This window comes from Dysgonomonas termitidis (assembly GCF_042654545.1).
Lineage (GTDB): Bacteria > Bacteroidota > Bacteroidia > Bacteroidales > Dysgonomonadaceae > Dysgonomonas > Dysgonomonas termitidis.
In genome coordinates this window covers 1-24,572 of sequence record NZ_JBHSGN010000104.1, presented here as the reverse complement: position 1 = coordinate 24,572, position 24,572 = coordinate 1, and the positions used below count along the sequence as shown (strand labels likewise).

The 24,572-nt window shown below is 39.2% G+C and carries 29 protein-coding genes and 2 pseudogenes; 16 read left to right on the top strand and 15 right to left on the bottom strand.

Annotated features, from left to right (window positions below):
* Positions 1-58: 58 nt before the first annotated feature.
* From ACFO6W_RS17840 to mobA, 3 genes and pseudogenes are all read right to left on the bottom strand, one after another.
* Positions 59-1,210 (bottom strand): annotated as a pseudogene (locus ACFO6W_RS17840) (YWFCY domain-containing protein); the annotation flags it as partial.
* A 48-nt stretch (positions 1,211-1,258) separates the two neighbouring features.
* Positions 1,259-2,485, bottom strand: coding sequence for a conjugal transfer protein MobB (mobB, locus tag ACFO6W_RS17835; RefSeq protein WP_379998897.1), 1,227 nt, complete (start codon positions 2,483-2,485; stop codon positions 1,259-1,261).
* Positions 2,475-2,912, bottom strand: coding sequence for a conjugal transfer protein MobA (mobA, locus tag ACFO6W_RS17830; RefSeq protein WP_379998895.1), 438 nt, complete (start codon positions 2,910-2,912; stop codon positions 2,475-2,477). Before mobA ends, mobB begins: the two co-directional genes overlap by 11 nt.
* A gap of 886 nt (positions 2,913-3,798) precedes the next feature.
* Here mobA and ACFO6W_RS17825 point away from each other — a divergent pair.
* The 15 genes from ACFO6W_RS17825 to ACFO6W_RS17755 all read left to right on the top strand — a co-directional run bounded on the left by ACFO6W_RS17825 (position 3,799) and on the right by ACFO6W_RS17755 (position 15,974).
* Positions 3,799-4,560: a ParA family protein gene (locus ACFO6W_RS17825; protein ID WP_379998893.1), complete on the top strand. Its 762-nt coding sequence runs from the start codon at positions 3,799-3,801 to the stop codon at positions 4,558-4,560.
* 4 nt (positions 4,561-4,564) lie between these two features.
* Positions 4,565-4,978, top strand: coding sequence for a DUF3408 domain-containing protein (locus ACFO6W_RS17820; RefSeq protein WP_379998891.1), 414 nt, complete (start codon positions 4,565-4,567; stop codon positions 4,976-4,978).
* Positions 4,979-4,988: 10 nt separating this feature from the next.
* Positions 4,989-5,408: a DUF3408 domain-containing protein gene (locus tag ACFO6W_RS17815; protein WP_379998889.1), complete on the top strand. Its 420-nt coding sequence runs from the start codon at positions 4,989-4,991 to the stop codon at positions 5,406-5,408.
* Between the two features lie 12 nt (positions 5,409-5,420).
* Positions 5,421-6,095: a hypothetical protein gene (locus ACFO6W_RS17810; RefSeq protein ID WP_379998887.1), complete on the top strand. Its 675-nt coding sequence runs from the start codon at positions 5,421-5,423 to the stop codon at positions 6,093-6,095.
* A gap of 110 nt (positions 6,096-6,205) precedes the next feature.
* Positions 6,206-6,505, top strand: a complete 300-nt coding sequence (locus ACFO6W_RS17805) for a DUF4134 domain-containing protein (RefSeq protein WP_379998885.1) — start codon at positions 6,206-6,208, stop codon at positions 6,503-6,505.
* A 164-nt stretch (positions 6,506-6,669) separates the two neighbouring features.
* On the top strand, positions 6,670-7,011 hold the full coding sequence (locus ACFO6W_RS17800) for a DUF4133 domain-containing protein (RefSeq protein ID WP_379998883.1): 342 nt from the start codon (positions 6,670-6,672) through the stop codon (positions 7,009-7,011).
* Positions 6,996-9,500, top strand: coding sequence for a TraG family conjugative transposon ATPase (locus ACFO6W_RS17795; protein WP_379998881.1), 2,505 nt, complete (start codon positions 6,996-6,998; stop codon positions 9,498-9,500). Before ACFO6W_RS17800 ends, ACFO6W_RS17795 begins: the two co-directional genes overlap by 16 nt.
* A gap of 68 nt (positions 9,501-9,568) precedes the next feature.
* Positions 9,569-10,198 carry a DUF4141 domain-containing protein gene (locus tag ACFO6W_RS17790; RefSeq protein WP_379998879.1) on the top strand — a complete coding sequence of 210 codons (630 nt, stop codon included), beginning with the start codon at positions 9,569-9,571 and terminating at the stop codon, positions 10,196-10,198.
* On the top strand, positions 10,198-11,190 hold the full coding sequence (gene traJ, locus ACFO6W_RS17785; protein ID WP_379998877.1) for a conjugative transposon protein TraJ: 993 nt from the start codon (positions 10,198-10,200) through the stop codon (positions 11,188-11,190). Before ACFO6W_RS17790 ends, traJ begins: the two co-directional genes overlap by 1 nt.
* A 337-nt stretch (positions 11,191-11,527) precedes the next feature.
* Positions 11,528-12,151, top strand: a complete 624-nt coding sequence (gene traK / locus ACFO6W_RS17780) for a conjugative transposon protein TraK (RefSeq protein WP_379998875.1) — start codon at positions 11,528-11,530, stop codon at positions 12,149-12,151.
* Between the two features lie 46 nt (positions 12,152-12,197).
* Positions 12,198-12,533, top strand: a complete 336-nt coding sequence (locus ACFO6W_RS17775) for a TraL conjugative transposon family protein (RefSeq protein WP_379998873.1) — start codon at positions 12,198-12,200, stop codon at positions 12,531-12,533.
* 61 nt (positions 12,534-12,594) lie between these two features.
* Positions 12,595-13,884: a conjugative transposon protein TraM gene (gene traM, locus ACFO6W_RS17770; protein ID WP_379998871.1), complete on the top strand. Its 1,290-nt coding sequence runs from the start codon at positions 12,595-12,597 to the stop codon at positions 13,882-13,884.
* An 84-nt stretch (positions 13,885-13,968) separates the two neighbouring features.
* Positions 13,969-14,934, top strand: a complete 966-nt coding sequence (gene traN, locus ACFO6W_RS17765; protein WP_379998869.1) for a conjugative transposon protein TraN — start codon at positions 13,969-13,971, stop codon at positions 14,932-14,934.
* A gap of 2 nt (positions 14,935-14,936) precedes the next feature.
* Complete coding sequence (locus ACFO6W_RS17760) at positions 14,937-15,521, top strand: conjugal transfer protein TraO (protein WP_379998867.1); 585 nt, start codon at positions 14,937-14,939, stop codon at positions 15,519-15,521.
* A gap of 24 nt (positions 15,522-15,545) precedes the next feature.
* Positions 15,546-15,974 carry a DUF3872 domain-containing protein gene (locus ACFO6W_RS17755; RefSeq protein WP_379998865.1) on the top strand — a complete coding sequence of 143 codons (429 nt, stop codon included), beginning with the start codon at positions 15,546-15,548 and terminating at the stop codon, positions 15,972-15,974.
* Between the two features lie 178 nt (positions 15,975-16,152).
* Here the strand turns inward: ACFO6W_RS17755 and ACFO6W_RS17750 are convergent, their stop codons facing one another.
* The 12 genes and pseudogenes from ACFO6W_RS17750 to ACFO6W_RS17695 form a co-directional block, all read right to left on the bottom strand.
* A complete protein-coding gene (locus tag ACFO6W_RS17750; protein ID WP_379998863.1) occupies positions 16,153-17,058 on the bottom strand; it encodes a hypothetical protein in 906 nt (301 codons plus the stop codon).
* Positions 17,055-17,282 (bottom strand): OST-HTH/LOTUS domain-containing protein, encoded by a 228-nt coding sequence (locus ACFO6W_RS17745; protein ID WP_379998899.1) that lies wholly within the window; start codon positions 17,280-17,282, stop codon positions 17,055-17,057. Before ACFO6W_RS17745 ends, ACFO6W_RS17750 begins: the two co-directional genes overlap by 4 nt.
* 126 nt (positions 17,283-17,408) lie before the next feature.
* Positions 17,409-17,720, bottom strand: a pseudogene (locus ACFO6W_RS17740) (hypothetical protein); the annotation flags it as partial.
* Positions 17,721-17,732: 12 nt separating this feature from the next.
* Complete coding sequence (locus tag ACFO6W_RS17735; RefSeq protein WP_379998861.1) at positions 17,733-18,137, bottom strand: hypothetical protein; 405 nt, start codon at positions 18,135-18,137, stop codon at positions 17,733-17,735.
* Positions 18,138-18,246: 109 nt separating this feature from the next.
* On the bottom strand, positions 18,247-18,420 hold the full coding sequence (locus ACFO6W_RS17730) for a histone H1 (protein ID WP_291031373.1): 174 nt from the start codon (positions 18,418-18,420) through the stop codon (positions 18,247-18,249).
* A 165-nt stretch (positions 18,421-18,585) separates the two neighbouring features.
* Positions 18,586-19,032, bottom strand: coding sequence for a hypothetical protein (locus ACFO6W_RS17725; protein ID WP_296952589.1), 447 nt, complete (start codon positions 19,030-19,032; stop codon positions 18,586-18,588).
* Positions 19,033-19,034: 2 nt separating this feature from the next.
* Positions 19,035-19,541, bottom strand: a complete 507-nt coding sequence (locus ACFO6W_RS17720) for a hypothetical protein (RefSeq protein ID WP_379998858.1) — start codon at positions 19,539-19,541, stop codon at positions 19,035-19,037.
* Between the two features lie 23 nt (positions 19,542-19,564).
* The gene (locus ACFO6W_RS17715) at positions 19,565-20,833 is read right to left on the bottom strand and encodes a PcfJ domain-containing protein (RefSeq protein WP_379998856.1); all 1,269 of its coding nucleotides are present in this window, start codon (positions 20,831-20,833) and stop codon (positions 19,565-19,567) included.
* A 19-nt stretch (positions 20,834-20,852) separates the two neighbouring features.
* Positions 20,853-21,266, bottom strand: coding sequence for a PcfK-like family protein (locus ACFO6W_RS17710; protein WP_379998854.1), 414 nt, complete (start codon positions 21,264-21,266; stop codon positions 20,853-20,855).
* A gap of 17 nt (positions 21,267-21,283) precedes the next feature.
* Complete coding sequence (locus ACFO6W_RS17705; protein WP_379998852.1) at positions 21,284-21,433, bottom strand: hypothetical protein; 150 nt, start codon at positions 21,431-21,433, stop codon at positions 21,284-21,286.
* Entirely contained in the window at positions 21,417-22,469 is a 1,053-nt protein-coding gene (locus ACFO6W_RS17700; protein ID WP_379998850.1) for a fusion protein, read from the bottom strand. The genes ACFO6W_RS17705 and ACFO6W_RS17700 overlap by 17 nt, the downstream gene beginning before the upstream one ends.
* A 9-nt stretch (positions 22,470-22,478) precedes the next feature.
* Complete coding sequence (locus ACFO6W_RS17695; protein ID WP_379998848.1) at positions 22,479-22,970, bottom strand: SLOG family protein; 492 nt, start codon at positions 22,968-22,970, stop codon at positions 22,479-22,481.
* Positions 22,971-23,824: 854 nt separating this feature from the next.
* On the opposite strand from ACFO6W_RS17695, the gene ACFO6W_RS17690 reads away from it, so the two are divergent.
* Positions 23,825-24,529, top strand: a complete 705-nt coding sequence (locus ACFO6W_RS17690) for a DNA translocase FtsK (protein ID WP_379998846.1) — start codon at positions 23,825-23,827, stop codon at positions 24,527-24,529.
* Positions 24,530-24,572 lie beyond the last annotated feature (43 nt).

Here is a 24,572-nt window from a genome sequence, read left to right as displayed (position 1 = left end):
GAACGCGAACCTAATCTCTTGCCAAAGAGATATTTATTGAGTACCCTTACGGGCGCACTTGGAGCTGATCTTGTGCTCCTCCTTCCCAAGCGTCCATAAAGGGAGACAGGTAATTCTCCAATTGGGAATAGGATGTCAATATAGGAAAAATATCAGCATATTTTTTGTTCAAAAACTCAATCGCATGAGGAAATGTACAATACTTGCCACCTTCATAGATTTTCAAAAACCAGATGATGGCTGCCAGCAGGATGATCGGGGATTCCACAAAGAAGTCTCCTTGTTTCTGAATCCACGATTTATTGAGGTTTAGCATAATTGTATATGCACTTTCATATGCGTCTGAGATGTCGCTCATAAATTCGGGTGCAATGGGGTTACAACGATGGCTTTTTGACGGGTTATCGAAATTAATTACATAGAATTTGGGAGTAACATCATATTTATCCAAATTCTTCAAAAGCTCATTATAAGCGATGGTAGATAAGTCATCGAACTTATAATCATAGATATACATCGAAAAGCCCTTACTGAGTTGCTGTTTGATGTAATTATTTACAATCGCATAGGATTTACCACTACCCGGAGTACCCAACACAATGGTTGCCCGAAATGGATTGACTACATTAATCCAACCCTTGTTCCATTTCTTTTTGTAAAAAAAGCGAGTCGGCAGATTGACCGAATATTCGTTTTCCATTAATTGAGTTTCCTGCATGAAAGACTCGTTCTCCAAATTGAAGACATCATCCATGAGGTCATTCTTCAATAAGCGACTCATCCACAATCCTGCCATCAATAACAAAATATACCCGACGGTCATTGTGAAAATGTAAATAGCAGTATTGGCAATCAATGGTAGAGGCAATGCCAGTATCCACCAGTTAAGGAAAAAGCAGAGAAACCCAAAGAACAAGAATACATATATTCTATTCCAAGTTATTTTTTCCTCTTTTACGCCTTTCGTGCCCAAGCAAGATAAGCCCAAGAACACCACAGCAAACAGCTTTGTCCATAGGATATTGGAAAACAATCCTGCTGTATTCTGAAAATTCAGCAGGATTTTATCAACTACTCCAATATTGATTCCTGTTTCCCGTATCGACTGGTAGCAGAACCAATAAATATGGATTACGACAAATAATATACTGATAGCCCGCATAAACTCCATCACTTTGGCTAATCCTCTCAAATCATCTTCTTGTTGCATTTTATTCTAATTTTTTAGGTCACAGACCTATTTGTTTATACTTATTTTTTACAATCCTCTGCCTCTATTCTTCTTCTTTTTCCGCTTCATACGGTTGGCAAAGGCAATTTCTTCGTAATTATCGCCATGCTGCTCCATAGAGAATAAGCCTGCAACCGCTTCTACTGCCGAGTCCTGTTCTTTGAAATCGTTGGAATTATTGTCGAAGTTCTGTTTATAGTTATCCGCATTATCGCTTTTACTGAACAACTCATGGAACACATTCGCCGAAAACTCCTTGCCCATGCGGGAGCCATTGAATACGGCTTTTTCTTGGTGGTCGATGAAGGTAACACCATAGATACGCTTGTCATCATTCTCTCGAAACAATACTGAGATACCATTTTTAGCCAACTCCTTCTCAAATGCCTTTCGGGAAGGTTGTTCTTTTAGGAGAGCAGATACGATATGCCTTGTCCGGTTGTAGGCTTTCTTATCCTTCAGCACATCTTTAGATGCATCCATTCTCTTCTGCAAAGCATGATATCCTACTTCCCGACCAATCAACGATGCTTTGAACGGGTTGCCGACTTTTTCACTTTTCTTATCCAATGCCGAATATACCAATCCATTATAGGCTTTGCCCCGAACTTCGCCTTTTACTTCATCTACGGTTATACCATATATATTAAGGAGTGCCCGATACTCATTGATATTCTGAAAATGATAGTCCCGCATCAGCGATTTGGCAATATTGGATACTTGTTTTTTGATATTACCATCTTTGATATTTACAGGTTTTAGAGACAGAGTATCGGATTGCTTTTGTTTCTCGGCAGGGATGAGATTATATTTTTGCTCCAGTTCCTTGCGGATTTTCTCCGAACGTCTTTTTTCATAGGAGTCGTTCAACTTCTTGCCATTCTCATCTACTCGTATCGAAACGATATGCAGATGGTGACGGTCAATGTCTTCGTGCTTATACACAAGATAAGGCTGGTTACCATAACCCATCTTTTCCATATATTCCTGTGCGATGGTACTTAGCTGCTCATCACTCAGCTTATCATCGGGATGCGGATTAAGCGATATATGCAGGACAGGTCTCTCGGTTCGTTTATTGGCATCCAAATATAGTTCAAATGATTTTATATTCAGATACATATTATATGTGCCATCTACATGTTGGATCATACGATTGCCAAAGAGTATCTTTCCTTTGCCCTGCTCTACCTTCTCCTGATTGTAGGATAAAGTTCCGAACAATGAACTCCCGCTGTTGATTTTAGCGACCATAATATTGTAAATATTTAGCTTCAAATTCAGCGGTAAGTGCAATAACTTTCTGATTTAGTTGAGCCAATTCAATAGTTTCCTGCTCCAATTTATAGAGAAAAGCGAGTGCTTTTTTCTCCGTAAAGTTGGTGTTGAGCGACCTCACAATCTGATTGTAATTATTGGCAATACCCCGAAACTGGCCAAAGAAAGTGGTCAGTCGCATATAATAATCGTGTATTCCCTTGTCTATTTTAACGACTTTGAGCGGCTTGTCAAAGATGCAGGAAGTAATAAAATGAGCCATTGCTGCCTTTCCCGACTGCTCAAAAAGGGATAGGAAGCGGACTTCATCGGCTTCATTGAGGTAGAATACGTGCTTTCTTTTCGCCGGATCTTGCTTGGGCAAGCGTCCGGTCTTTCGTTTGTTTGTTTTCTTTTCGTTCATAACATTGGATAATTAGCGGTCGCAGACCGTCCTATTTACATAGTCTGCGACAAGTTTTACATATGCTACTATTCGTGTAGCCGTTACATTCAATCGAGAACTAAAAATCTTGCCGACTTCGGAGCAAGATTCCCCCGACTTATCATAGGAGTGGGCAAGATGGTTTCAAGTACCTTGAAATAGTTTTGAGGGTACTCAAAACACATCTTGCCTTCAGCTGACGCTGATAAAAATCCACCTTGAAAGGGTGGATTGACGTTAAACTCGAAACTGACCGAACATTATCAAATGGAGAATGATGGGGATAAGCAATATATATTGCCATCATTGGATACACATCCTAAATGAATCAGCCCTTTCCAAACTATAATTTGTAAATCAGAGAATCTTTATCCTTCGATTATGCAAAGTTAGAGGGTATTTATGGGCTGAAATAATCCTTTACCTGTGCCAACCCCTGCCAACCGCTACCACCACTTATGAAAATGAATCGTTTAAAGAGAATGTTGATCTACTTTTGTTCTATCGAACGAAAGACAGAGTAGAAGATGGACTCATATATCAATCGATAAATAAAAAAATGGATAGATAGATTTCTGTATTGATATATGTTTTTTTCTATTGATAGAATCTTCTAACAATCTAATGATCGAGGTATAGATATATTGATAAATCTAACAAAGAATATCTCTATCTATAAAACTAAAAAACGATAGGACTATATGTAGATATATAGGGAGGAATCTCTATCTATAAATCCAATCATCCATCCATCTATTAATCTATCAATTGATAGAATTATAAATAGGACAAAAGATATGATCTATAGAACGGTATGTAGTTTCATAGACAGAAATATAAATTTATCAAACTAAAAAGTAATGATATGAAAAAGGAACCCTTGTTTATCAGTTTTAGTAATCAAAAAGGCGGAGTTGGCAAAAGTGCCTTTACAGTATTGATGGCCAGTTATTTCAATTATGTGTTGGGTAAGAACGTTGCGATTATCGATTGCGATAGTCCGCAGCATAGTATTAATGAAGAACGGGAACGGGAGAGCAAACTTGTAATGAATGATCCTTATTATAAGCGATTGGCTTTGAATCAGTTTAAGTTGGATAATCGGGGGGCTTATCCAATAGTCCCCAGCAATACGATGGATGCCATTACAACAGCCCGGCAGCTGATTGCATCTTCCGATACGCAGTTCGATATGATATTCTTCGATCTGCCGGGAACACTCAATACCAAAGGGGTACTGACACTTATCGCTAATATGGACTATATTTTTCCTCCGATGATTGCGGACCGTCTTGCCGTAGAAAGCACTTTGCAATTCGCTGTAGCCATGAACGAAGGCTACCTATCCGTAGGGAAGGGCAATATCAAGGGAATGTACCTTTTTTGGAATATGGTCGATGGACGGGAAAGAACCGATATCTATGACGTCTATGAAAAAGTAGTGGGCGAATTGGGAATACAGCTACTTAAAAGTTCTGTTCCCGATACGAAAAAATTCCGAAAGGATATATTGTCATCGCAGAAGGTTCTATTTCGGTCTACCCTGTTTCCTGCCGATAAAGTATTGATACAGAAAGCAAAGTTGGCTGAACTTGCTGAAGAAATTTTACAAATAATAAATCAATAAACAGATGAGTAAAAAAATAATAACACATGAGGAATCAGACGAAGATCTGATTTTGAGGTCTTTAATGAAAGGTAAAAGACCTGAAATAGAACAACCTGCTCCCAGTGAAGAAAAGCAATCAGAAATACAAGAACAAACATCTGAAGAACCGGTACAAGTTAAAGAAGAATCAAAAAAGCGAAAGGCTAAAGCACCGGATTTTGTTTCGACCTTTCTGAAAGAGAACAGGACTTCGTCCCGAAAAGGTAAGAATATCAATATACGCCAGGAGTTCCATAATAAAATCAGAAAAATTCTCGGCATAATTGCTGAGAATGACCTGTCCTATTTCGGTTATATTGATAATATTCTGGAACATCATTTTAACATGTATGAAGATGAAGTAAACGAACTCCTACGGAAGAATAACCAATTATAAATTAGACACCATGTTACCATATATAATTATATCAATTCTTCTGATTTTCGTTCTCCTGTTCTTACTTGTAAAAGGGATAACCCTTAGAATCATTATGCAGAACAAGAAGAGAGAACCAGACAACAATCCTCTTTTAAATGCAGATAAGGATATCTATGGCTCCGAATACAAAGAGAATAATATAAAGCGTTATAGTTCCTTATTTCTGATTGAATCAGATAAAATAGCCCGTCATGGCAAGTCCGTAAATATCCGTCCGGAGTTTCATGCTTGCTTGTCACTACTGCTTAAGATATCAACAGATAGTAATATATCCTTATTCAGTTACATTGATAATGTACTGAAAACCCATCTTGACGATTATCAGGAGATAATAGATGAATTATTGGAAGACAGCCTCAAGCAAAAGTTGCCATCCAAGAAACGCTAAAAATAAATTGTTATGATAATACTAATAACCACTTTAGCCGCAGTCCTATTATTTCTACTATTGGTATATCCGACCATTATTCGTCTATATCGAATCTTTCATTTGGGAAAAGAACAGATGGAAAAAGAGAAGAGTGTAGACCCAAATCAGCCTGAAATTTCAAAAAAAGAGGCTTCGATAGTCGGTAAAAGTACCTTTACCCTAAGCCAACCCCTGCCAACCACGACCACCCCTATGGCAAAAGAGCCGATAATCGAAGAGAATGCACCTACCTTTGCAACGGAAAGCGATCCGGCTCCGATGAAGATCGATTACCCATTGGACAGAGAAGAAAATAATGATGAGATTGACGAAGATCAAGAGACTATTGAATTAAAGGAAATGTTTGGTAAAGATGTCTGTTTTGCTTCGGGTGTCACAATCGATGAGTTGCATAAACTGAAACAAGTTGTTGAGTCTACGGAAGCATCTCAGAACGAACAGAGGGAAGCCGGAAGAATACTATATGAGAACAAAGAAACCGAAATCGTAGAACAACTCTCCTCCGGTAAAACGGCATCCATTATTTCTAACTTGATAGACCTGCATGTAACACTTCATCAGAAAGAACAAGGAACATCGAAGATAGTTGATGAGTCCGAAGAGCTGGAAGACTTTGACGTAAATAAATTTCTAAATCCTAAATAAATCTGCCTATGTAATAGATCAAAAAAACTAATTATCCAATTAAAAATTATCCAAGTTTAACCCGCCGTGAGCGACCATCCAATCCTCACGGCACAACTAACAAAAAACGTATGAAGAAAAGAATCCTATTCTTTGCAGCTATACTCTTAGCTGCTACCACATCTGTATTCGCACAAGGAAACGGCATGCAGGGGATTACCGATGCGACAAACATGGTAACCTCCTACTTTGATCCAGCGACCAAACTAATCTATGCCATCGGGGCAGTCGTAGGACTGATCGGGGGCGTAAAAGTGTATTCGAAGTTTTCGAGTGGCGATCCCGACACCTCGAAAACTGCCGCTTCGTGGTTTGGGGCGTGTATCTTCCTGATTGTGGCGGCAACCATTCTTCGTTCATTCTTCTTATAAGCCGATTTTAAGCTCCGGTCTTCAGCATTGGGCTTCGAGGATTTGAATATGAATCTACTATCGGTAGATGAATATTCGAATCTCTCGTCCGCCTTGGATACCACACTTAAAATCAATTCAGGGTCTTAGGCCCTCTTATTAACTCAAATAAAGAAGGAAAAAGAATGGAATATTCAATCAACAAAGGAATTGGCAAGCCTGCCGAATTTAAAGGACTCAAATCGCAGTACCTATTCATTTTCGCAGGTGGGCTATTGGCTGTGTTTATTGTCTTTGTGATTATGTATATGATCGGGATCAGTCAGGTTATCTGCATCGGCTTCGGAGTCATCACTGCCGGAACATTGGTCTGGGGTACATTCCACCTGAATGATAAATACGGCGAATATGGATTGATGAAGTTGCAAGCTACCCGCAACCACCCCCGATACATTATCAATCGCAAACGAATAATACAACTCATTTCGAGAATCAAAAGAAAGGAGGCTCTATGCGAAACACACTAAGTGCTGCCACCTTAGAGAGCAAGTTCCCTCTGCTGGCGGTAGAACATGACTGCATCCTAAGTAAAGATGCGGATATAACTATTGCCTATCGGGTGGAACTGCCCGAACTCTTTACCGTAACCTCTCCCGAGTATGAAGCGATACATGCTTCGTGGGCAAAAGCGATGAAAGTATTGCCTAACTACAGTATCATTCATAAACAAGATTGGTTTGTAGAAGAAAAGTACGAACCACAGGTGCAAAAAGAAGACATCAGTTTTCTGTCTCGCAGTTTCGAGCGGCATTTCAACGAACGCCCTTTTCTGAATCATACCAGCTATCTGTATCTGACCAAGACCACCAAAGAGCGAGCCAAACAACAAAGCAGTTATACAGCTCTGACTCGTGGTTTTATTGTTCCAAAGGAAATGCAGGATCGGGAGATGGCTCAGAAATTTTTAGAATCGGTCGGGCAGTTTGAACGAATTATCAATGATAGTGGATTTATTAAATTGGTACGACTAACTACTGACCAGATTGTAGGTACGAAAGAAAAGGCAGGCATTATCGAAAAGTATTTCTCCTTATCACAGGAAGATACGACTTGCCTGAAAGATATGGCACTTGGAGCGGGAGAGATGAAAGTCGGAGATAAGTATCTCTGCCTGCATACGCTGTCGGATGTGGAAGATCTGCCGGGCAAAGTAGAAACCGATACCCGTTATGAACGGCTATCTACCGACCGGAGTGACTGCCGTCTGTCTTTTGCAGCACCCATCGGGGTATTACTGACCTGTAATCACATCGTCAATCAATATATTTTTATTGATGACCATACGGCTAACTTAAAGCAATTCGAAAAACAAGCAAGGAATATGCACTCACTTTCAAGGTATAGTCGTGGAAACCAAATTAACAAACAGTGGATCGAAGATTACCTGAACGAAGCTCACAGCTTTGGCTTGACCTCTGTACGTTGCCATGTCAATGTGATTGCATGGAGTGAGGATAAGGAAGAACTTTCACGTATTAAAAACGATGTGGGTAGCCAATTGGCACTCATGGAATGTAAGCCCCGACACAATACAGTCGATACGCCGACCTTGTTCTGGGCAGGCATTCCAGGCAATCAGGGCGATTTTCCGAGTGAGGAGAGTTTTTACACCTTTATCGAACAGGCTTTGTGCTTTTTCGTGGAAGAGACAAACTACAAAAGTTCTCCTTCGCCTTTCGGTATCAAAATGGTGGATCGGGTAACAGGCAAACCGCTTCATGTGGATATTTCCGACCTACCCATGAAAAAAGGAATTATTACCAACCGAAATAAATTTGTGTTGGGTCCTTCGGGTAGTGGAAAGTCCTTTTTTATGAACCACCTCGTCCGCCAATACTGGGAGCAGGGCACGCACGTCGTCTTAGTCGATACGGGAAACTCCTATCAGGGATTATGCGAAATGATTCGCAGCAAGACCAAAGGGGATGATGGAATTTATTTTACCTATACCGAAGAAAATCCGATCTCTTTCAATCCCTTCTATACCGATGACAACCAGTTCGATGTAGAGAAAAAGGATAGTTTGAAAACGCTGCTGCTGACTCTCTGGAAAAGTGATGATGATAAAATATCGAAGACTGAATCGGGCGAATTGGGTAGTGCTGTAGATGAGTATATCACAAGGATTCAGACTGACAGTAGTATTGTTCCCAGCTTCAACACATTTTACGAGTTCATGCGGGACGAATACAAGGCGGCACTCGAAAATCGGGAGATTGAGGTGAGGAAAGAAGAATTTAATGTCAATAATTTTCTGACTACTCTTCGCCAATACTATCGGGGTGGGCGTTATGACTTCTTGCTGAACTCGGATAAGAAACTCGACTTGTTGAATAAACGCTTTATAGTCTTTGAAATTGACAGTATAAAGGAGAACCGCGAACTTTTTCCTATTGTCACTATCATCATTATGGAAGCCTTTATTAACAAGCTCAGACACCTGAAAGGCGTTCGAAAACAACTGATTGTGGAAGAAGCCTGGAAGGCTCTTTCTTCCCCTAATATGGCTGATTATCTCAAGTATATGTATAAAACCGTTAGGAAATATTTCGGGGAAGCGATTGTTGTTACACAGGAGGTAGATGATATTATTTCATCGCCGATTGTCAAGGAAGCCATTATCAATAATTCAGACTGTAAGATACTGCTGGATCAACGAAAGTATATGAACAAATTTGATTCGATACAATCCTTATTAGGTTTGACCGACAAAGAAAAGGCTCAGATACTTTCCATCAATATGTCGAACAATCCAAGTCGTATCTACAAAGAAGTCTGGATTGGTCTGGGTGGAATGCAGTCGGCAGTATACGCTACCGAAGTATCGACTGAAGAATATCTGACGTTCACAACGGAAGAAACTGAAAAGATGGAAGTCTTGCAGTTGGCAGGTAAACTCGGCGGAGATATTGAGCAGGCGATCCGGCAATTGGCTGAAAGCAAAAGGGGCGGATAGGCTTCATTCTCTCAACGCTCTGATAGAGCGTAACAAATTACAATTATTTATTTAAAAATCAATTGAATATGAGAACAAAAATCTTCATGTTATGCGTAAGCTGTCTGCTTATGGCAACACAAGTAAAAGCTCAGTGGGCAGTATTTGATCCGAGCAACTTGGCTCAAAGTATTGTCAATACAACCCGTAACGTTACCCAGACCACTACGACTGCGACCAATATGGTCAAAAATTTTCAGGAAGTTAAAAAAGTGTACGATCAGGGGAAGCAATATTACGATGCTTTAAAGGCTGTAAATAACTTAGTTAAGGATGCAAAAAAAGTCCAAAGGACAATTCTTATGGTAGGCGAAATATCAGATGTTTATGTATACAGCTTCCAAAAGATGTTATCCGACCCTAATTATTCGATAGAAGAACTCAATGCTATCGCTAACGGCTATGCCAAACTGCTGGAGCAAAGCAATGATGTGCTGAACGAATTGAAAGGAGTAGTCAATATTTCTACACTATCCCTTTCGGACAAAGACCGTATGGATGTGGTCAATGGCTGTTACGATTCGATGGTGGAGTACCGGAATCTTGTCCGCTACTATACCAATAAGAATATCGGTGTTTCTTATCTCCGTGCCAAGAAGAAAGGTGAGACAGCCCGTGTGAATGCTTTGTATGGTAACCCTAACGAACGTTATTGGTAATGGATTTCGATCAATTTCATCAAACGCTACGGGCACTCTACGACAGTATGATGCCCCTCTGCGGCAACATGATTGGTATCGCCAAAGGGATTGCCGGACTGGGTGCCTTGTTCTATGTAGCCTATCGTGTGTGGCAATCTTTGGCTCGGGCAGAACCTATTGATGTGTACCCGCTCCTTCGTCCGTTCGCTCTCAGTTTGTGCATTATGTTCTTTCCTACGATTGTACTTGGAACAATTAACAGTATTATGAGTCCGGTGGTACAGGGAACAAATGGGATGCTGCAGTCCGAAACGTTGGATATGCAACGTTATGCAGACATAAAGGACAAGTTAGAATATGAAGCCATGCGGCGTAATCCCGAGACAGCCTATCTGGTAGATAACGAGGTATGGGATGCCAAACTCGAAGCATTGGGCGTTATGGATGTGGGGACAAAAGCCGGATTGTATATAGAAAGGGCTGCCTATCAATTAAAGAAATGGATACGGGAAGCCTTTCGGGAATTGTTGGAGATAATCTTCAAATCGGCTGCCCTGATTATTGATGTGATACGCACTTTCTTTCTGATTGTCCTTGCCATACTCGGTCCACTGGCTTTTGCCATATCTGTGTGGGATGGCTTTCAATCGACACTGACTCAATGGATAAGTCGGTATATATCGGTATACCTGTGGTTGCCCGTCTCGGATTTGTTCAGTACCATATTGGCAAGGTTGCAATCACTCATGCTACAATCGGACATCGACCGGATGCAGACTGACCCTAACTTCTCGCTGGATAGTTCAGATGTAATTTACATTGTCTTTCTCATTATTGGAATTGTGGGCTACTTCACAATACCAACGGTTGCAGGATGGATTATCTCCGCCGGAGGTATGGGCAATTTCGGTAAGAACGTAAATAACACGGCTACCAAAGGTGCTGCTATGGCAGGCGGTTTCGGTGGTGCTGTTGCAGGAAATATTGCGGGAAGGCTCAAAGGGAAATAATTATAGCATGTAATTAGAACCAAAGAGAATATAGAACATCAGAATAATCGGAACAGTACCGCCAAGCAATAAGAGTAAACTATTTATCAATAATTGCTTTCTGACTTCTTTATTGAGAAGAGCCGAGAATAGGCAAAAGAAGATTAGCATAAAACTCAGAATAGGAGTTAGATAGCATAATAAATAGATAAAAGCGATCACAAATGAGAATGTATTTCCGAAAATAAATGCAAGAATAATAACCAGCATATTGACAGATATACTTGTGATGGCGAACCAAAATCCAATTCTGATAAATTCTTTCATAATTAGTTAAAAAATAACAAATTAAAAATCAATGGAATTTAAATCATTAAAAAATATCGAATCGAGTTTTAAGCAACTCCGCATCTTCGGCATTGTCTTTCTCTGTTTGTGTGCTGTGGTCGCAGGCTACTCCACATGGAGTGCCTACGATTTCGCAGAAGCACAGCGACAGAAAATCTATGTGCTGGATAGTGGCAAGTCGCTGATGCTGGCTCTCTCGCAAGACTTGTCGCAGAACAGACCTGTGGAAGCTCGGGAACACGTCAGGCGGTTTCACGAACTGTTCTTTACACTGTCTCCTGATAAGTCCGCTATCGAAAGTAATATCAATCGGGCGTTAGTGCTATCGGATAAATCGGCTTTCAATTACTATAAAGACTTGTCGGAGAAAGGATATTATAATCGAATCATCTCGGGTAATATCAATCAGACCATTCAGGTCGATAGTATTTCCTGCAATTTAGATGCATATCCCTATCAGGTTGTTACCCATGCCCGACAGATGATTATCAGGGAAAGTAATATCACGGAACGCAGTCTGATAACGACTTGTAAACTACTGAACTCCGTTCGCTCTGATAATAATCCGCATGGGTTTACTATCGAAGCCTTTGAGATACGGGAGAATAAGGATTTGAGAGTTCTGGATAGATAACAGCCCCCTAAATTCCCCAAAGGGGACTTGGGTAAACCACGAAAATATGAAAGAACGAATCAAAGAACTTGGTTACTGGTTGGAGGATAAACTCAAAGAGCTATGTGGGGAGATTACTACCGATAAGCGACTCACAGTCATTATCATCATGCTTCTGCTCTTTACAATCTTGAATCTGTACTTCACATTTACCTCGATTAAGACTTGGGGAATGGAAGAGGAACGCAGGGAACAGTTGAAAATAGAACATATGAAAGGACTGGAATTGGAGAAGTCAAAGCCGAAAAAAATGGAATTCGACTTTGACTTTTTAGACTCTGAACTGGATATAGCGATGCCGGATAGTATTATCGTCTGTGCCCCTCTAAATTCTCCCTCTTAGAATAATAATGATAAGTCACTATGACTTTGAGATGTAGTATAAATTATAACAAAAAAATTATATGGCAGATAAACCAAAACTAAGAGAAGAGCAAAAGCAAAAGTTCATCAAGTATGGGATTTTCGTACTGATGGCGATTGTTTGTGCGGGATGTTTCTGGCTGATCTTTGCTCCATCGGACGAAGATATAGCCAAAGAACAGATAGGTATGGGCTTCAATGCCGATATACCCGACCCCAAAAAAGACGGTATTGTTGGCGACAAGATGAGTGCCTACGAACAGGAACAGACACAACAGCGACAGAAAGACAGGATGCAATCCTTACAAGGATATGCCGATATGCTGGAAAGTTCCAAAAACGAACGGGTCATCATTGATTTTGATGACGAACCAAAACAAAACCAATCGGCTTCCACGCCGAAAGCTCCGATTAACAACTCGGTATCGGCTTACAAGGACATCAATCGGACATTGGGCAATTTTTACGAACCGTCCAAAGATGATCCCGAAAAGGAAGCGATGAAACAAAAGCTGGAGGAACTGGAGGCCAAGATGAACGAAAAGGATGATAAGCAGTCAGCTATAGACGAACAACTACTGCTAATGGAAAAATCCTACGAAATGGCAGCGAAGTATATGCCACAGGGTCAGAATCAGGAAGCTCCAAACAATTCTTTAAAAAGCAAGATTGATAATTATGGCAAAAACAATTCGTCTAAAAATGGCAAGACAACGGTTAGCCCTGTTCGGCAGATACAGAAGCATACGGTATCTGCACTGGCTCAGAATATGAGTAATGAGGAACTGTTCCATATGTATGACCAGCCCCGAAATGCAGGATTCAATACAATGGGCGGTGAAGTTGGTATCTCTACCAAAAATACCATTTCGGCGGTTATCCATGATGACCAGACGGTTATAGATGGGCAGACGACTCGTTTGCGATTGACAGAACCATTGGTTGCCGGAACGACACTCATTCCTGAAAATACAATATTGACGGGAGTAGCTAAAGTTCATAGCGAACGATTGGACATTCTGATAGCCTCTATTGAGTACGAAGGAACAATCATTCCGGTGGAAATGGTCACATATGACACAGACGGCCAGAAAGGTATCTACATCCCCGGCTCATTAGAGATGAATGCCGCTAAAGAGATTGTTGCCAATATGGGAAATAGTGTCGGCAGTAGCTTTACCATGACACAAAGCACAGGGGCACAATTGGCTTCCGACCTGAGCAAAGGAGCGATACAGGGCGTATCGGCTTATATGCAGAAGAAAATTCGACAGGTCAAGGTAACGCTCAAATCCGGCTATCGGGTAATGCTGATGCCAAAGGCTAATTAGATAATGTGCTAATATGCCGATATGCCAATGAACGAAAGATTGGCAGAATCAAAACAAGTATTTATAAATCAAACAATTTTAAAAATGAAGAAATATATTATTGCATTTACATTGATGGTAACAACACTCGTTGCCCATGCTCAGACAGAGACAAGTACAAACAATATGCAGGAAGATCTGCAACAGGTGCTCAAGCCTACTTATGGAGATTACTACGAAGGGCTATCCAAGAAAATAACTTTCGATAGGATGATACCTCCCTACGGATTAGAGGTCACATTCGATAAGACAGTACATATCATCTTTCCGGCATCCATCAAGTATGTGGACTTGGGTTCCAATAATATTATTGCTGGCAAAGTCGGAAGTTCGGAAAATGTATTGCGAGTAAAAGCAGCTATGAGACAATTTGAGACGGAGACCAATATGGCGGTTATTACCGAAGAAGGTAGCTATTATACTTTCAATGTGAAGTATGCCAATGAGCCGGAAAAGCTAAATATCGAAATGAAGGATTTTATGCACGACGGTATAGCAACAAACCGTCCTAATAATTCAATGGAAATCTACCTGAAAGAATTAGGTAGCGAATCGCCTCGTATTGTGTATCTCATTAATCGCTCTATCTATCAGAACGATAAACGGATTGTAAAGCATATCGGCTCAAAACGTTTTGGTATTCAATATCTACTCAAAGGAATTTATAGTCACAATGGACTTTTGTATTTACACATGCAAATCAAGAACTCTTCGAATGTAGCTTTTGATATTGATTTTATCCGATTCAAGGTGGTGGATAAAAAGATGATCAAACAAACGGCTGTACAAGAAATGGTTATCTATCCGCTTCGTGCTCACAATTTTATCTCACAGGTCGGTGGCAATCAGACCGAACGAACTGTATTCACGATTGATAAGATAACCATTCCCAATGATAAGCAATTAGTTATTGAACTCTTTGAGAAAAATGGCGGTCGCAATCAGTCATTCATCGTAGAGAATGACGATCTGATACGTGCAGAACAAATCAACGAACTAAAGATTAAGTAAATATGAGGACACTATATATTATTACACTGAGCTTCATTTTGAGTCTTGCCCTTATCGGGCAGGCTCATGGCCAACGCTATCTGCCGGGACAAAAAGGTATTCAATTTACTGGTGGTGCAGTAGATGGTTTTCAGTTCAAGAAGACAGACGGACAGGCTTTCTTCGGAGGTGTGGCTCTATCGACCTATACCAAAAATGGCAATCGTTGGACTTTCGGTGCGGAATACTTGCAAAAGTCATATGAGTATAAAGATATACTGATACCCTTATCACAAATGACGATAGAGGGTGGTCACTATCTGAAATTCTTATCTGACCCGAGTAAAACGGTATTCTTTTCGGTGGGTATTTCTGCTATGGCAGGCTATGAAACGATCAATTGGGGTAAGGAACTGTTGTTCGATGGGGCAACGATTACTTCGGAAGATAACTTCTTGTATGGTGGAGCAGTCAATTTCGAGATAGAAACCTATCTGACGGATCGGGTGGTACTATTACTGAATGCCCGGGAGCGGGTATTGGGCGGCTCTACTGTGAATAAATTCCACACGCAAATAGGTTTGGGCGTAAAAATCATAATCAACTAAGAACTAATTAAATACAATAATAACATGAAGAAATTTGCATCATATATACTATTTACCCTATTGCTGGTCGCAATAGGGTGTGCCTGTAGCGACGATATTGATATTCGTCAGGGTTATACATTTGAGGTTAGTCATCTCCCTGTTCAAAAAAAGCTAAAGGTTGGGGAGACAGCGGAAATTCGTTGTCAGTTGGAGCGTTCAGGAAAATACGACAATGCGAAATACTATCTGCGATATTTTCAGTCCGATGGAAAAGGCAGCTTACAATCGGATGATGGGACGGTATTCTTGCCGAATGATACTTACGAATTGACAAAAGAAACGTTTCGACTGTACTACACTTCTCAGTCGGAGGATCAGCAGGTAATTGATATTTATTTTTCAGATAATTATCAGAACACCTCTTTTTTAAGTTTTTCATTCAACAACGATAACTCAGAGGAGGAAGAATAATGATGACAATGATGGTAATTTCGTATATCTCTACATGGGTAGGGATTATTTATTCGCTGATTACAGCCCCCAGTGACATAGAACTATTTGGTTAAGAAATTGAATAGATTCTGTCGGTTCATTATCATTTTGGAAAGCCTCTGACACGAAGTCAGGGGCTTTCTTATTAGATACTCTTTTATTTATCGGGAGGCACACAGACCACTAACTTATCAAACAAAGGCGTTTTGGTAATGTACTCAACTGTATCAAATGCTTTACCCTGTCTATCAATGTTTATCAAGCCCCAATAGCTGAGAAAACGATTGAAAGTGCGTGAGCAATAGCATCGAGTGAAAAAACCTTCTAATGTTCCGGGTACCGCTGCTTCGAAACTATCTATCAGCATTGGAAAAGCATTTATATATTTCTCGGCATAGAACTCACTCGTTTTGCTCTGATCCCCATATTTATTGACTAAAATAAGCGAAAACGCAACTCCAAACTGTCCGACTTCTTCCATTCCCCAATTATCGAAACTGGACCAATTGAAACGATGTACAAAAAATAAAAACAGATGTTTGAATAAATCGGCATCAGATTCAAGTAATTTTCGGCCCTTTAGTGTAAGACTGAGTTTACTATGTCTTTTCAGGCAGACACCCGATGACACTAAGATGTAGTGAGCCAGAGATATTATATCCGAATCATTCTCTCTTTTCAGTTTTACATAGCCCTGTTCGATATTATCTTCTTTAAAATAGCCCAGATTATACAATTCAATTACAAGTTTTGGAGGTAGATAACCATTAGGAGTCAGTTTCACAGTCCCCTCTCGTTTGATAATCTCAGCCAAACTTTTAATTTGCATGTATAAAGGGCTTTGTACATAATCATCTTTTTTTAGCTTGCGTAGATAAACCACAGAACTTTCTTCAAGGGGATGGTGCAATATGTTGAACATTTCGGAAGGGGAATAGCCTTCAAATTCAGGAACAGGCTGCCCGTTTTTATCATTCATTACCTGATCAAGGGCTTGTTGCAACTCTTCCATTGTAAATTCCTCATTTGGAAGTTCATCCGGGAATAAATTAATTTTCATCATTTTTCTTTTTTACGAACAATATTACAAGCCCCTTTTTCTTCGGCTTGGATAACCTCATACTTATCTAATCTCTCATAAATCTCCCCTAATGATTTACAACCATAACGGCGAGGTTTATACTGAGGATATATCTTTTTCAGCATAAATCCGAGTTCAGACATTGTCGCACTTTCTTTTTCATGGAGATTAAAAGCTTCATCAAAAATATGGGCTTCTTTCTGCAATATAGTTTCCGGAGTATCACCAGCTTCTAATTGAACCCTTGCTATCGGCTTTATATCGTTGTATCTGATCTTTTTAGTATGGTTGGGGTGCTCTATGGGATTTTCAGTGGCCTTATCATCAGTTATAGAGCCATCTTCTTGAAGTTTAGCTTTTCGATTTTGTTCTTTTTCCTTTTTCTGCTTCTCTTTTTTTACCTTCTCTTCGGCAATCAGTTGTTTGATCGATTTTACTATTAACGGCTCTTCTCTTTTGAAGCGTTTGAAATAAATGTCTTCTATAAATTGTGGCAGGGGAGCTTTCCAGGGTTCCTGCTTGTGATTATCAATTTTACCTAATTTATCCGGATTTAGACCTAACTCTCTCGCCATCATAGTATGTTTATCCGACAGGCGATGTTTCTTTTGTGCAACTAACCATTTATCTAATTTTACAGCCATAATACATCAATATCAGTTCTGTGAATTTCTCAGATGATCCTCAATCAGAAATTCATTAACGGTATAATCCTTTGCTTCCTCTTTGGCTATCAGTCCATATTTAGAAACCAACTCATCCAACAGGTTCAGAGGTAAATGCAGATAGACGGCAAAATCGGGGTAATATGATAATCCGAAGCCAAACATAATGCCGTCCTGTTCATTCTCGCAATCAATCATCAGAACACAATAATTGTGTTCGTGGGTAGCATCAATACTCATAATTACTTCAGCATCCGAAATGTCTGTGGGTTTAATACCTTCAGGCATCAGCTCATAATAGTCAAAGTCTTTCCAACCCTTTTTAATATAGGTGGTGTACAGCCCTTGAAGCTGGGTAGTAGATAAATGACTTATATCGTAAAAACGTTCCGTCATGATTTTAGAAGTTTAATCCATACCAAAGTAAGTAAAATTCTATGAACGGAAAACAAAAAAGGGTAGCAAAAATCTACCCCAATGAAAGTTATCGTATCTCTTGAACTTCTTACTTTGAATGTTCAATTGATTTTTTACGAAATTCTTTCAATGCTTTTTCAATAGCCAAAGAAGCTTTACGGGCACGTGTTCCCGCTGCTTTGTTTCCGGCTTCTACTTGCAATGCTGCATCTTTTGCAAAATCAGCAAATAATTGATTCAAATTGTCAGTTAGTTGTTTCATGTTTCTTTTTTTAATTATTTCAGGGACAAAGATAGTTAAATAGACTAATTTCTTCTCATGGTCTTTTGTTTCTTTTCTTCCGTTCAGACTCATGAGAAAAGAAACGGACTGAATTTTTCAGTCCGCCAATAGTTGTATATATAATAGTCTCTGTATCATAGTTCGTTATTCGATTGTATATTTTCCCAAAAAGTTCTCGCATGGCACAATTAAAACGTTTCTGTCCATTAAAAATACATCTGCTTTTTTAAGGGATAGATTTTCGTGTTTAATAATATTGGCACATACCCAAAACTCGTTCCAATCCCATCCGTAAACGGTTAGACGTGTTAGTCTACGACCTATATAGCCAAAATCTTCATGCGGTTTAAATTGCCGTTCCGCTCGGAATATATGATCCCTGTATCTGAACTCATCAGCCTTTAACCCTTTGGTAACGACAATCTTTAGTTTTTCCTTGAGTTTACTTTTTCGGACATAGAAATAGTTCGGTATTTTTTTGTCCATCCTCTCGCAATGTTTCATCGCTTCCTCTATTTCTGCCAACCCTGCTAATAGATCAACTTCATCGGTACAATATCGGGCGTGTGTATAAGTTGATAACTTTTTCATCTTTATGCTGTTTTTTTGTTATTATAATCTGCTAATGCTTTATCTAATGCTGTTTGTAGCTTTGCATGTCCATCGACACGTTGTTGTAATTTGACTTGTGCATCCAACCAAATAGGGTCATTTTCAAAATCATGAAATAATGTTTTTAATCTTTCTTCCTCGTATTTCTTTATGATATTCTTGGCTCTTGTTACCAATCCTTTCCAACGGATAACCTTTGAATACAGGCTGTCATGGTCTAATCTCAACGAAGTGTTTTTGTCAAAATGGCTCTGCCATATACAGATATATTCTTTGGGGTATTGACATTGTAGTTTGGCTGCTCTCCATCTAAATACATAACTGTATTTTTTACTCATATCAACAGGGAGCGTGTATGTATAGAGAATTGCATCGGTTGTATTACAATCTTTAGTTCTGTAACCGATGGATATAATTACCCATCGGTTTACATTCAATTCTTTTTCTATCTGTTGTTCAGCCTTTTGTTGTTCAAAATAGTCATTCATAATAGTATCAATTTATATATTATTTATGCTGCCAATCGTTTTTCAATCAGGGGGATATTCTGCTCTACAAGTTTCAATATTTGATTGTGGTATTCCGTTATCTTATTGGATACCCCTTGACTTTGCAGGATTTTCAACTCAGAAATTGACAGTTCTATTGTCTCTATTCGCTTATTGTCTATACAGGCAGACAGAATAAGAGAATCGGTTTTGAGGTGGTAATTATTTGTGAATAGGCAATGTTTCATTGCGTCACCCTCTTGCATAATCTCCTGGACACTCTCTAATACCCGAATAGTAAGAAGTCCGTCAGAAAACTCAACACCGAAAAATCGGGATTTGGTTTCCTTAAAAAAGGCTTCATCTTCCAATGCTTTACGCCTTGCTTCTTCTTCGTCTACTCGTTTTTGGTACTCTCTACGCTTTCTCACGTATCTGTCATGTTCGGTATGCAGGTCTATCGGGCATACATATTTTGTACTATGCAAGTCTTTCTCGAAAAAGCGGAGTAAATCAATATAGTCACACCACATCTGTACATCCTCTATACAGAACTTGTTTCTCATACAAATTTTGATAGAGGGCCAATAGTCCTGTATATTCTTTGATGTATGATAGGCGAAGTATTGCACCAAACTGATTTGTCTTGCTTTAAGCAATGTTTCGGCTCTACTATTCGAGAGTAGAAAGTGGAGCAAATCGAAAGGAGTGAGTTTATAGAACTCTTTGTTATATCCACTTCTCACAATCTCGGGTATTAGCTTCTGACGAGGATAAACAGCTGTCGGAGTGACGTTGTATAGTGGCTTTTCGGGACGAATTTCAAGATCACTATAAAGATTCCAACGAAAGCTATAAAATCCCATTTGTTTAAGCCTTGCCATAGTCGCAGTTTTCCCATTGGGTGCAATCCACCACTGTACGGCTTCCGTATAGTAATAATCTGCTTCTTTGCCTACTTTCATATTACACTCGACATAGATAAACCGTAATACTTGAAAACCCTCACAGGCTGTGACAATACACATATACTCATAATCCATAAAGGTACGCTTGCGTGTTTCTTCTATTTTTAAGTGGGTATTACAGTGTGGGCAGGAGCAATGTTCTTTGTTGGTTTTATCTTTCCATTTGTGTCCACACTCTAAACAGGTTACAATACTTTTTTTCGATTTGTGACCGATGTGTTCAATACAGTTTTTGTATGCCCACTTGATTTGAGCATTGGTTATCTTCGGTAATTTCTTACTCGCTTCTACGATTCGTTTTTGGAACTTATTTTTTGGTTTCATCTGATAATTATTTTTAGTGTTAATCGAATAGACTGGTTTGTACAGCGGTATTGAGTTGAACTCTTACTGCTTTCTTCTTGGGTTGCATCATCTTGTTATACGCATCATTCTGTGCTTTTTGAATAGCATCCTGTCGTGCCTGTTCTCGCTCCTCAGTGGTTAATTCTACCACATGGTTGACAGAGATTCGGGCATTGATAGGCTTACCTACTTCTATATTTTCGGCTGTATAATAACTTTCAGCCAGTTCGAAAATTTCATCATCATGGAAGCCATTACAACCCGATTTTTGAACTTGGTTTAAAATGTAAATACAGCACTGATCTATATCTCTATCGGGATTAGCGAATGATTCAGCGAACAAAGGGTCTTCTGATGCTCTTTGCTCCAAATGTGTCAATATGGTTCGCGTAAAATAGGCTGTTGATTTCATAAGGCTTTCTATTTTAGTTATTTGTATATATCGTGTACTTGTACCAATAATAAATCTCCATACCACTTTTCTTGTATCTGACCGCTTTTGATCTGGTCATATATGATTTTTATATCTTCTTCACTACCAGAGTAAAGAGTTCCTTTATTATCAATTATCCTCCACATGGCTATTGTTATTTAGGTTTAATACTATTTCTAACTCGGTTCTCTGACTGGGGGAAAATATCCACCCTGCCTGTTTTTCATCCTTATGTGTCAATCTCGGATTGAATTTTCCCCCCATCGCTTTGAGTAAATCTTTGATGGCTTTGGTATCTCCGAAAAGGGCGATTGCTTTTTCGGAATAATCGACTATCTCGAAAGAAAGGTTATCGGATTCTATCTGTATGGCTGTTTGTTCATTCTCTGTCGTCTCTGTCATATCAGATTGCTTGCTCTGTTGGTTCGCTTTGATATGGATAGCATCGGGACAGCCAGCGATATACGAGAAGTGCTGTATAGCCTGTTCCTTGCTCCCAATAGACTCTTTCTTAATTATCCAACCGCTGTAATAGCTTTCTCCTAAATAGTAGCCTTTTCCCATGCTGTATTTTTCCCTATTCTCATATTCTTCGTTATGCTCGGATAGGTGGGCGGTTTCTTCAAAATTGGATGCACATTTTCTCATTTCAGAAAATATGTCTCGTGTATGCTTGGAAAAGCCAAGTATCACGGTACGCACAGTAGATGCCCCATAGTAGTCCGTTTGTGAATCGGATTCGTCCTGTTTCAAGCAAGCGATAATTAAGGCTTTGGTATCTTCGGGGAGATTGTTTGTGAGCCATTCTCGACCGATAACTCTTATTTCCTCTCTTTGTTTTTCTTCGGCTCTCTGTACTTCCATTTCATCTACATGTTTGGCTTGTGCTTTGGCTAAGAGTACCGCTACTTCTTCGCTGGTCTTGAATGTCGGGTTCTTATCATCGTAATAGATACCTATACCGAATTTCTCGCTCAATGGTTGGATCAGTTCGCTTGTATGGAAAGAATAGTCTTTGAGATTGATTAGCTTGTAATGTACTCCCCATTGGTCTTTTTTGATTTCATAGACTACATATTTTGAATAGCTATACCCCTCTAACTGTACGATTTGGTTCACACTTACAGTTTGTGTATCTGTATCTATTTCTTTTCCTGCGAATAGTAAAAATTGCTTTGCCATGATTGTATATTATTTGTATAGGTTAATAATTGAAATGTTATTTGCTTCTGCTCTGCGGACTGTATAGCCTGTGCCACTGCGAAATGATTGATTGTAATAGGCTATCAGTAAAGAGCAATGTTCTATCATGTAATCGTTACGATGTAGAAAATAACAGTCATAGTAGCGAGGGGATAGTATAATATTTGATGTTGCCTTGTTTGCTATATGGATATAGCGTTGCATGGATTCATTTCTGAAATAAATATGATGCCCTGCATAGGGTACAGCGCAGAATAGTTGTATATCGGTAAATTCCTGTTGCAACTCCAATACAATTTCTGCTGCCAGTAAATCGAATCCTACTGCACCACCTACAATGAATGTAGTATAGCCGTTGTGGTACTGCTGACGGATTGTATGTGTTAATTCTTCTTTCAAGGGAGCAATAGCGTTAGGGTTAATATGGCGATGCCCTGTAAATGCGACTGTCTTTGACTTGTTAATATGTATATTATCCATAATGATTTGATTTTAAAGAATGAATACTACGATTGCCATGCAGATAAGAATCAGACAAAGTATAGAAACTAAAGAGAGTATAATCCGAATGGACAAACGAATGATCCTAAGGATGCTACGAAGAAGTATATATACTCCTGCTACCCACAATAGTGATGCTCCCGTTTTGGTCACACACCACACGCAAACACTCAAAAGAGCCACTAATACAACCCACAGCCCAAATTTTATGATGATTCCAGAGGTGAGGGAGTTTTGTTTCAATATTTTTCTTTCATTTTTCATACAATACGACATTTTTTTTTGCGTCATCCGCCGGGTCGGTCGTTTTATGTTTCAAGGGCAACATTAGGTATAGGCATTTTAGAGAGGCATATTTTTTCTTAAATAAATACGCTCGCCCGATAGGGAAAGAGGAAGATTTATTTTGAAAACCGCAAGGCTCCGAATATGAATACCTAAAATCCATACATACCTTTGCCCATTGAACTAACGACCGACTCAAGGGTGACACAATTGTGGAGTATTGTAAATGAAAAGTGAAAGGGAAATTCTTTTATTAGATATTGATTTTGCTTCAAGTATGGCTCACGGGCATACCATTGCCACAAGTGTACAGTAGGGACGGATGTGCTCTTGGTTACAGCTATCCGAGACTGTCTTTCCGATAGTATGAGGTTTGGAACGACAATATCCGGTGCTAACGTATATGATAGAGAACAAATCCGAAGCAGGGAGGAAAGAGGGTCGCAGGATAATATTTAAAATCAAGTATTAGAAAATGAATATGAGAGCTAAGACGTTAAACCATCAATTAATTGTATTTTTGTTTTTAATACTTAATTGATAATCAAATGGGAATATTCTCTTTCTTTAGAAAAAAGAAAACGGAACAAATCACACCTGTATCAAAATGTGAATTTAAACAAACTGAAAATCCGGATAATACTGTACAAATAGCAGAGGAAGATATTACCATAGTGGAAAATGATATGGAGATTATTATCCCTGTTGATGATGATGCTATAGAAGAATTAGAACCGGATATTTATGAAGAGCTGGAAGACTACGACCCGACATTGGATTTGTCAAATTACTGTTTCCCTTCAGTTAATCTTCTTAAAGTATATGAAGATATTAGTGCAGATACGGAAGAAGTCGAACAAATTCAAGCCAAGATAACCTCTATATTACAAATCAATAATATTGAAATAATTTCTATCAATGCAAATGTCGGATATGTAAACACTTTATATGAAATAGTTCCAAAAGCAGGATTCCGTATTGCCAGAATCAAACAATTAAAAACGGATTTGGCATTTGCCCTTTTAGTTTCTCAATTAACTATTGAGCCAATAATGGAAAGGGGAGTGATCGGAATTATTATCCCTAATAAGAATTTTCAAATACTACCGCTGCAAGCATTAATTGCTTCCCGAGGGTTTCAGGAATCTGATTTTGAGCTGCCCTTAATTATGGGCAGGACGATGAAGGTTCAGAATTTCATAGTCGATTTGACTGTACAACCTCATATCCTTATTGCCTGGAAAATCCAGTGAGCGTTGCCCCCTCGTGCCAAATCTAAATTGACCCCTGAAAAAA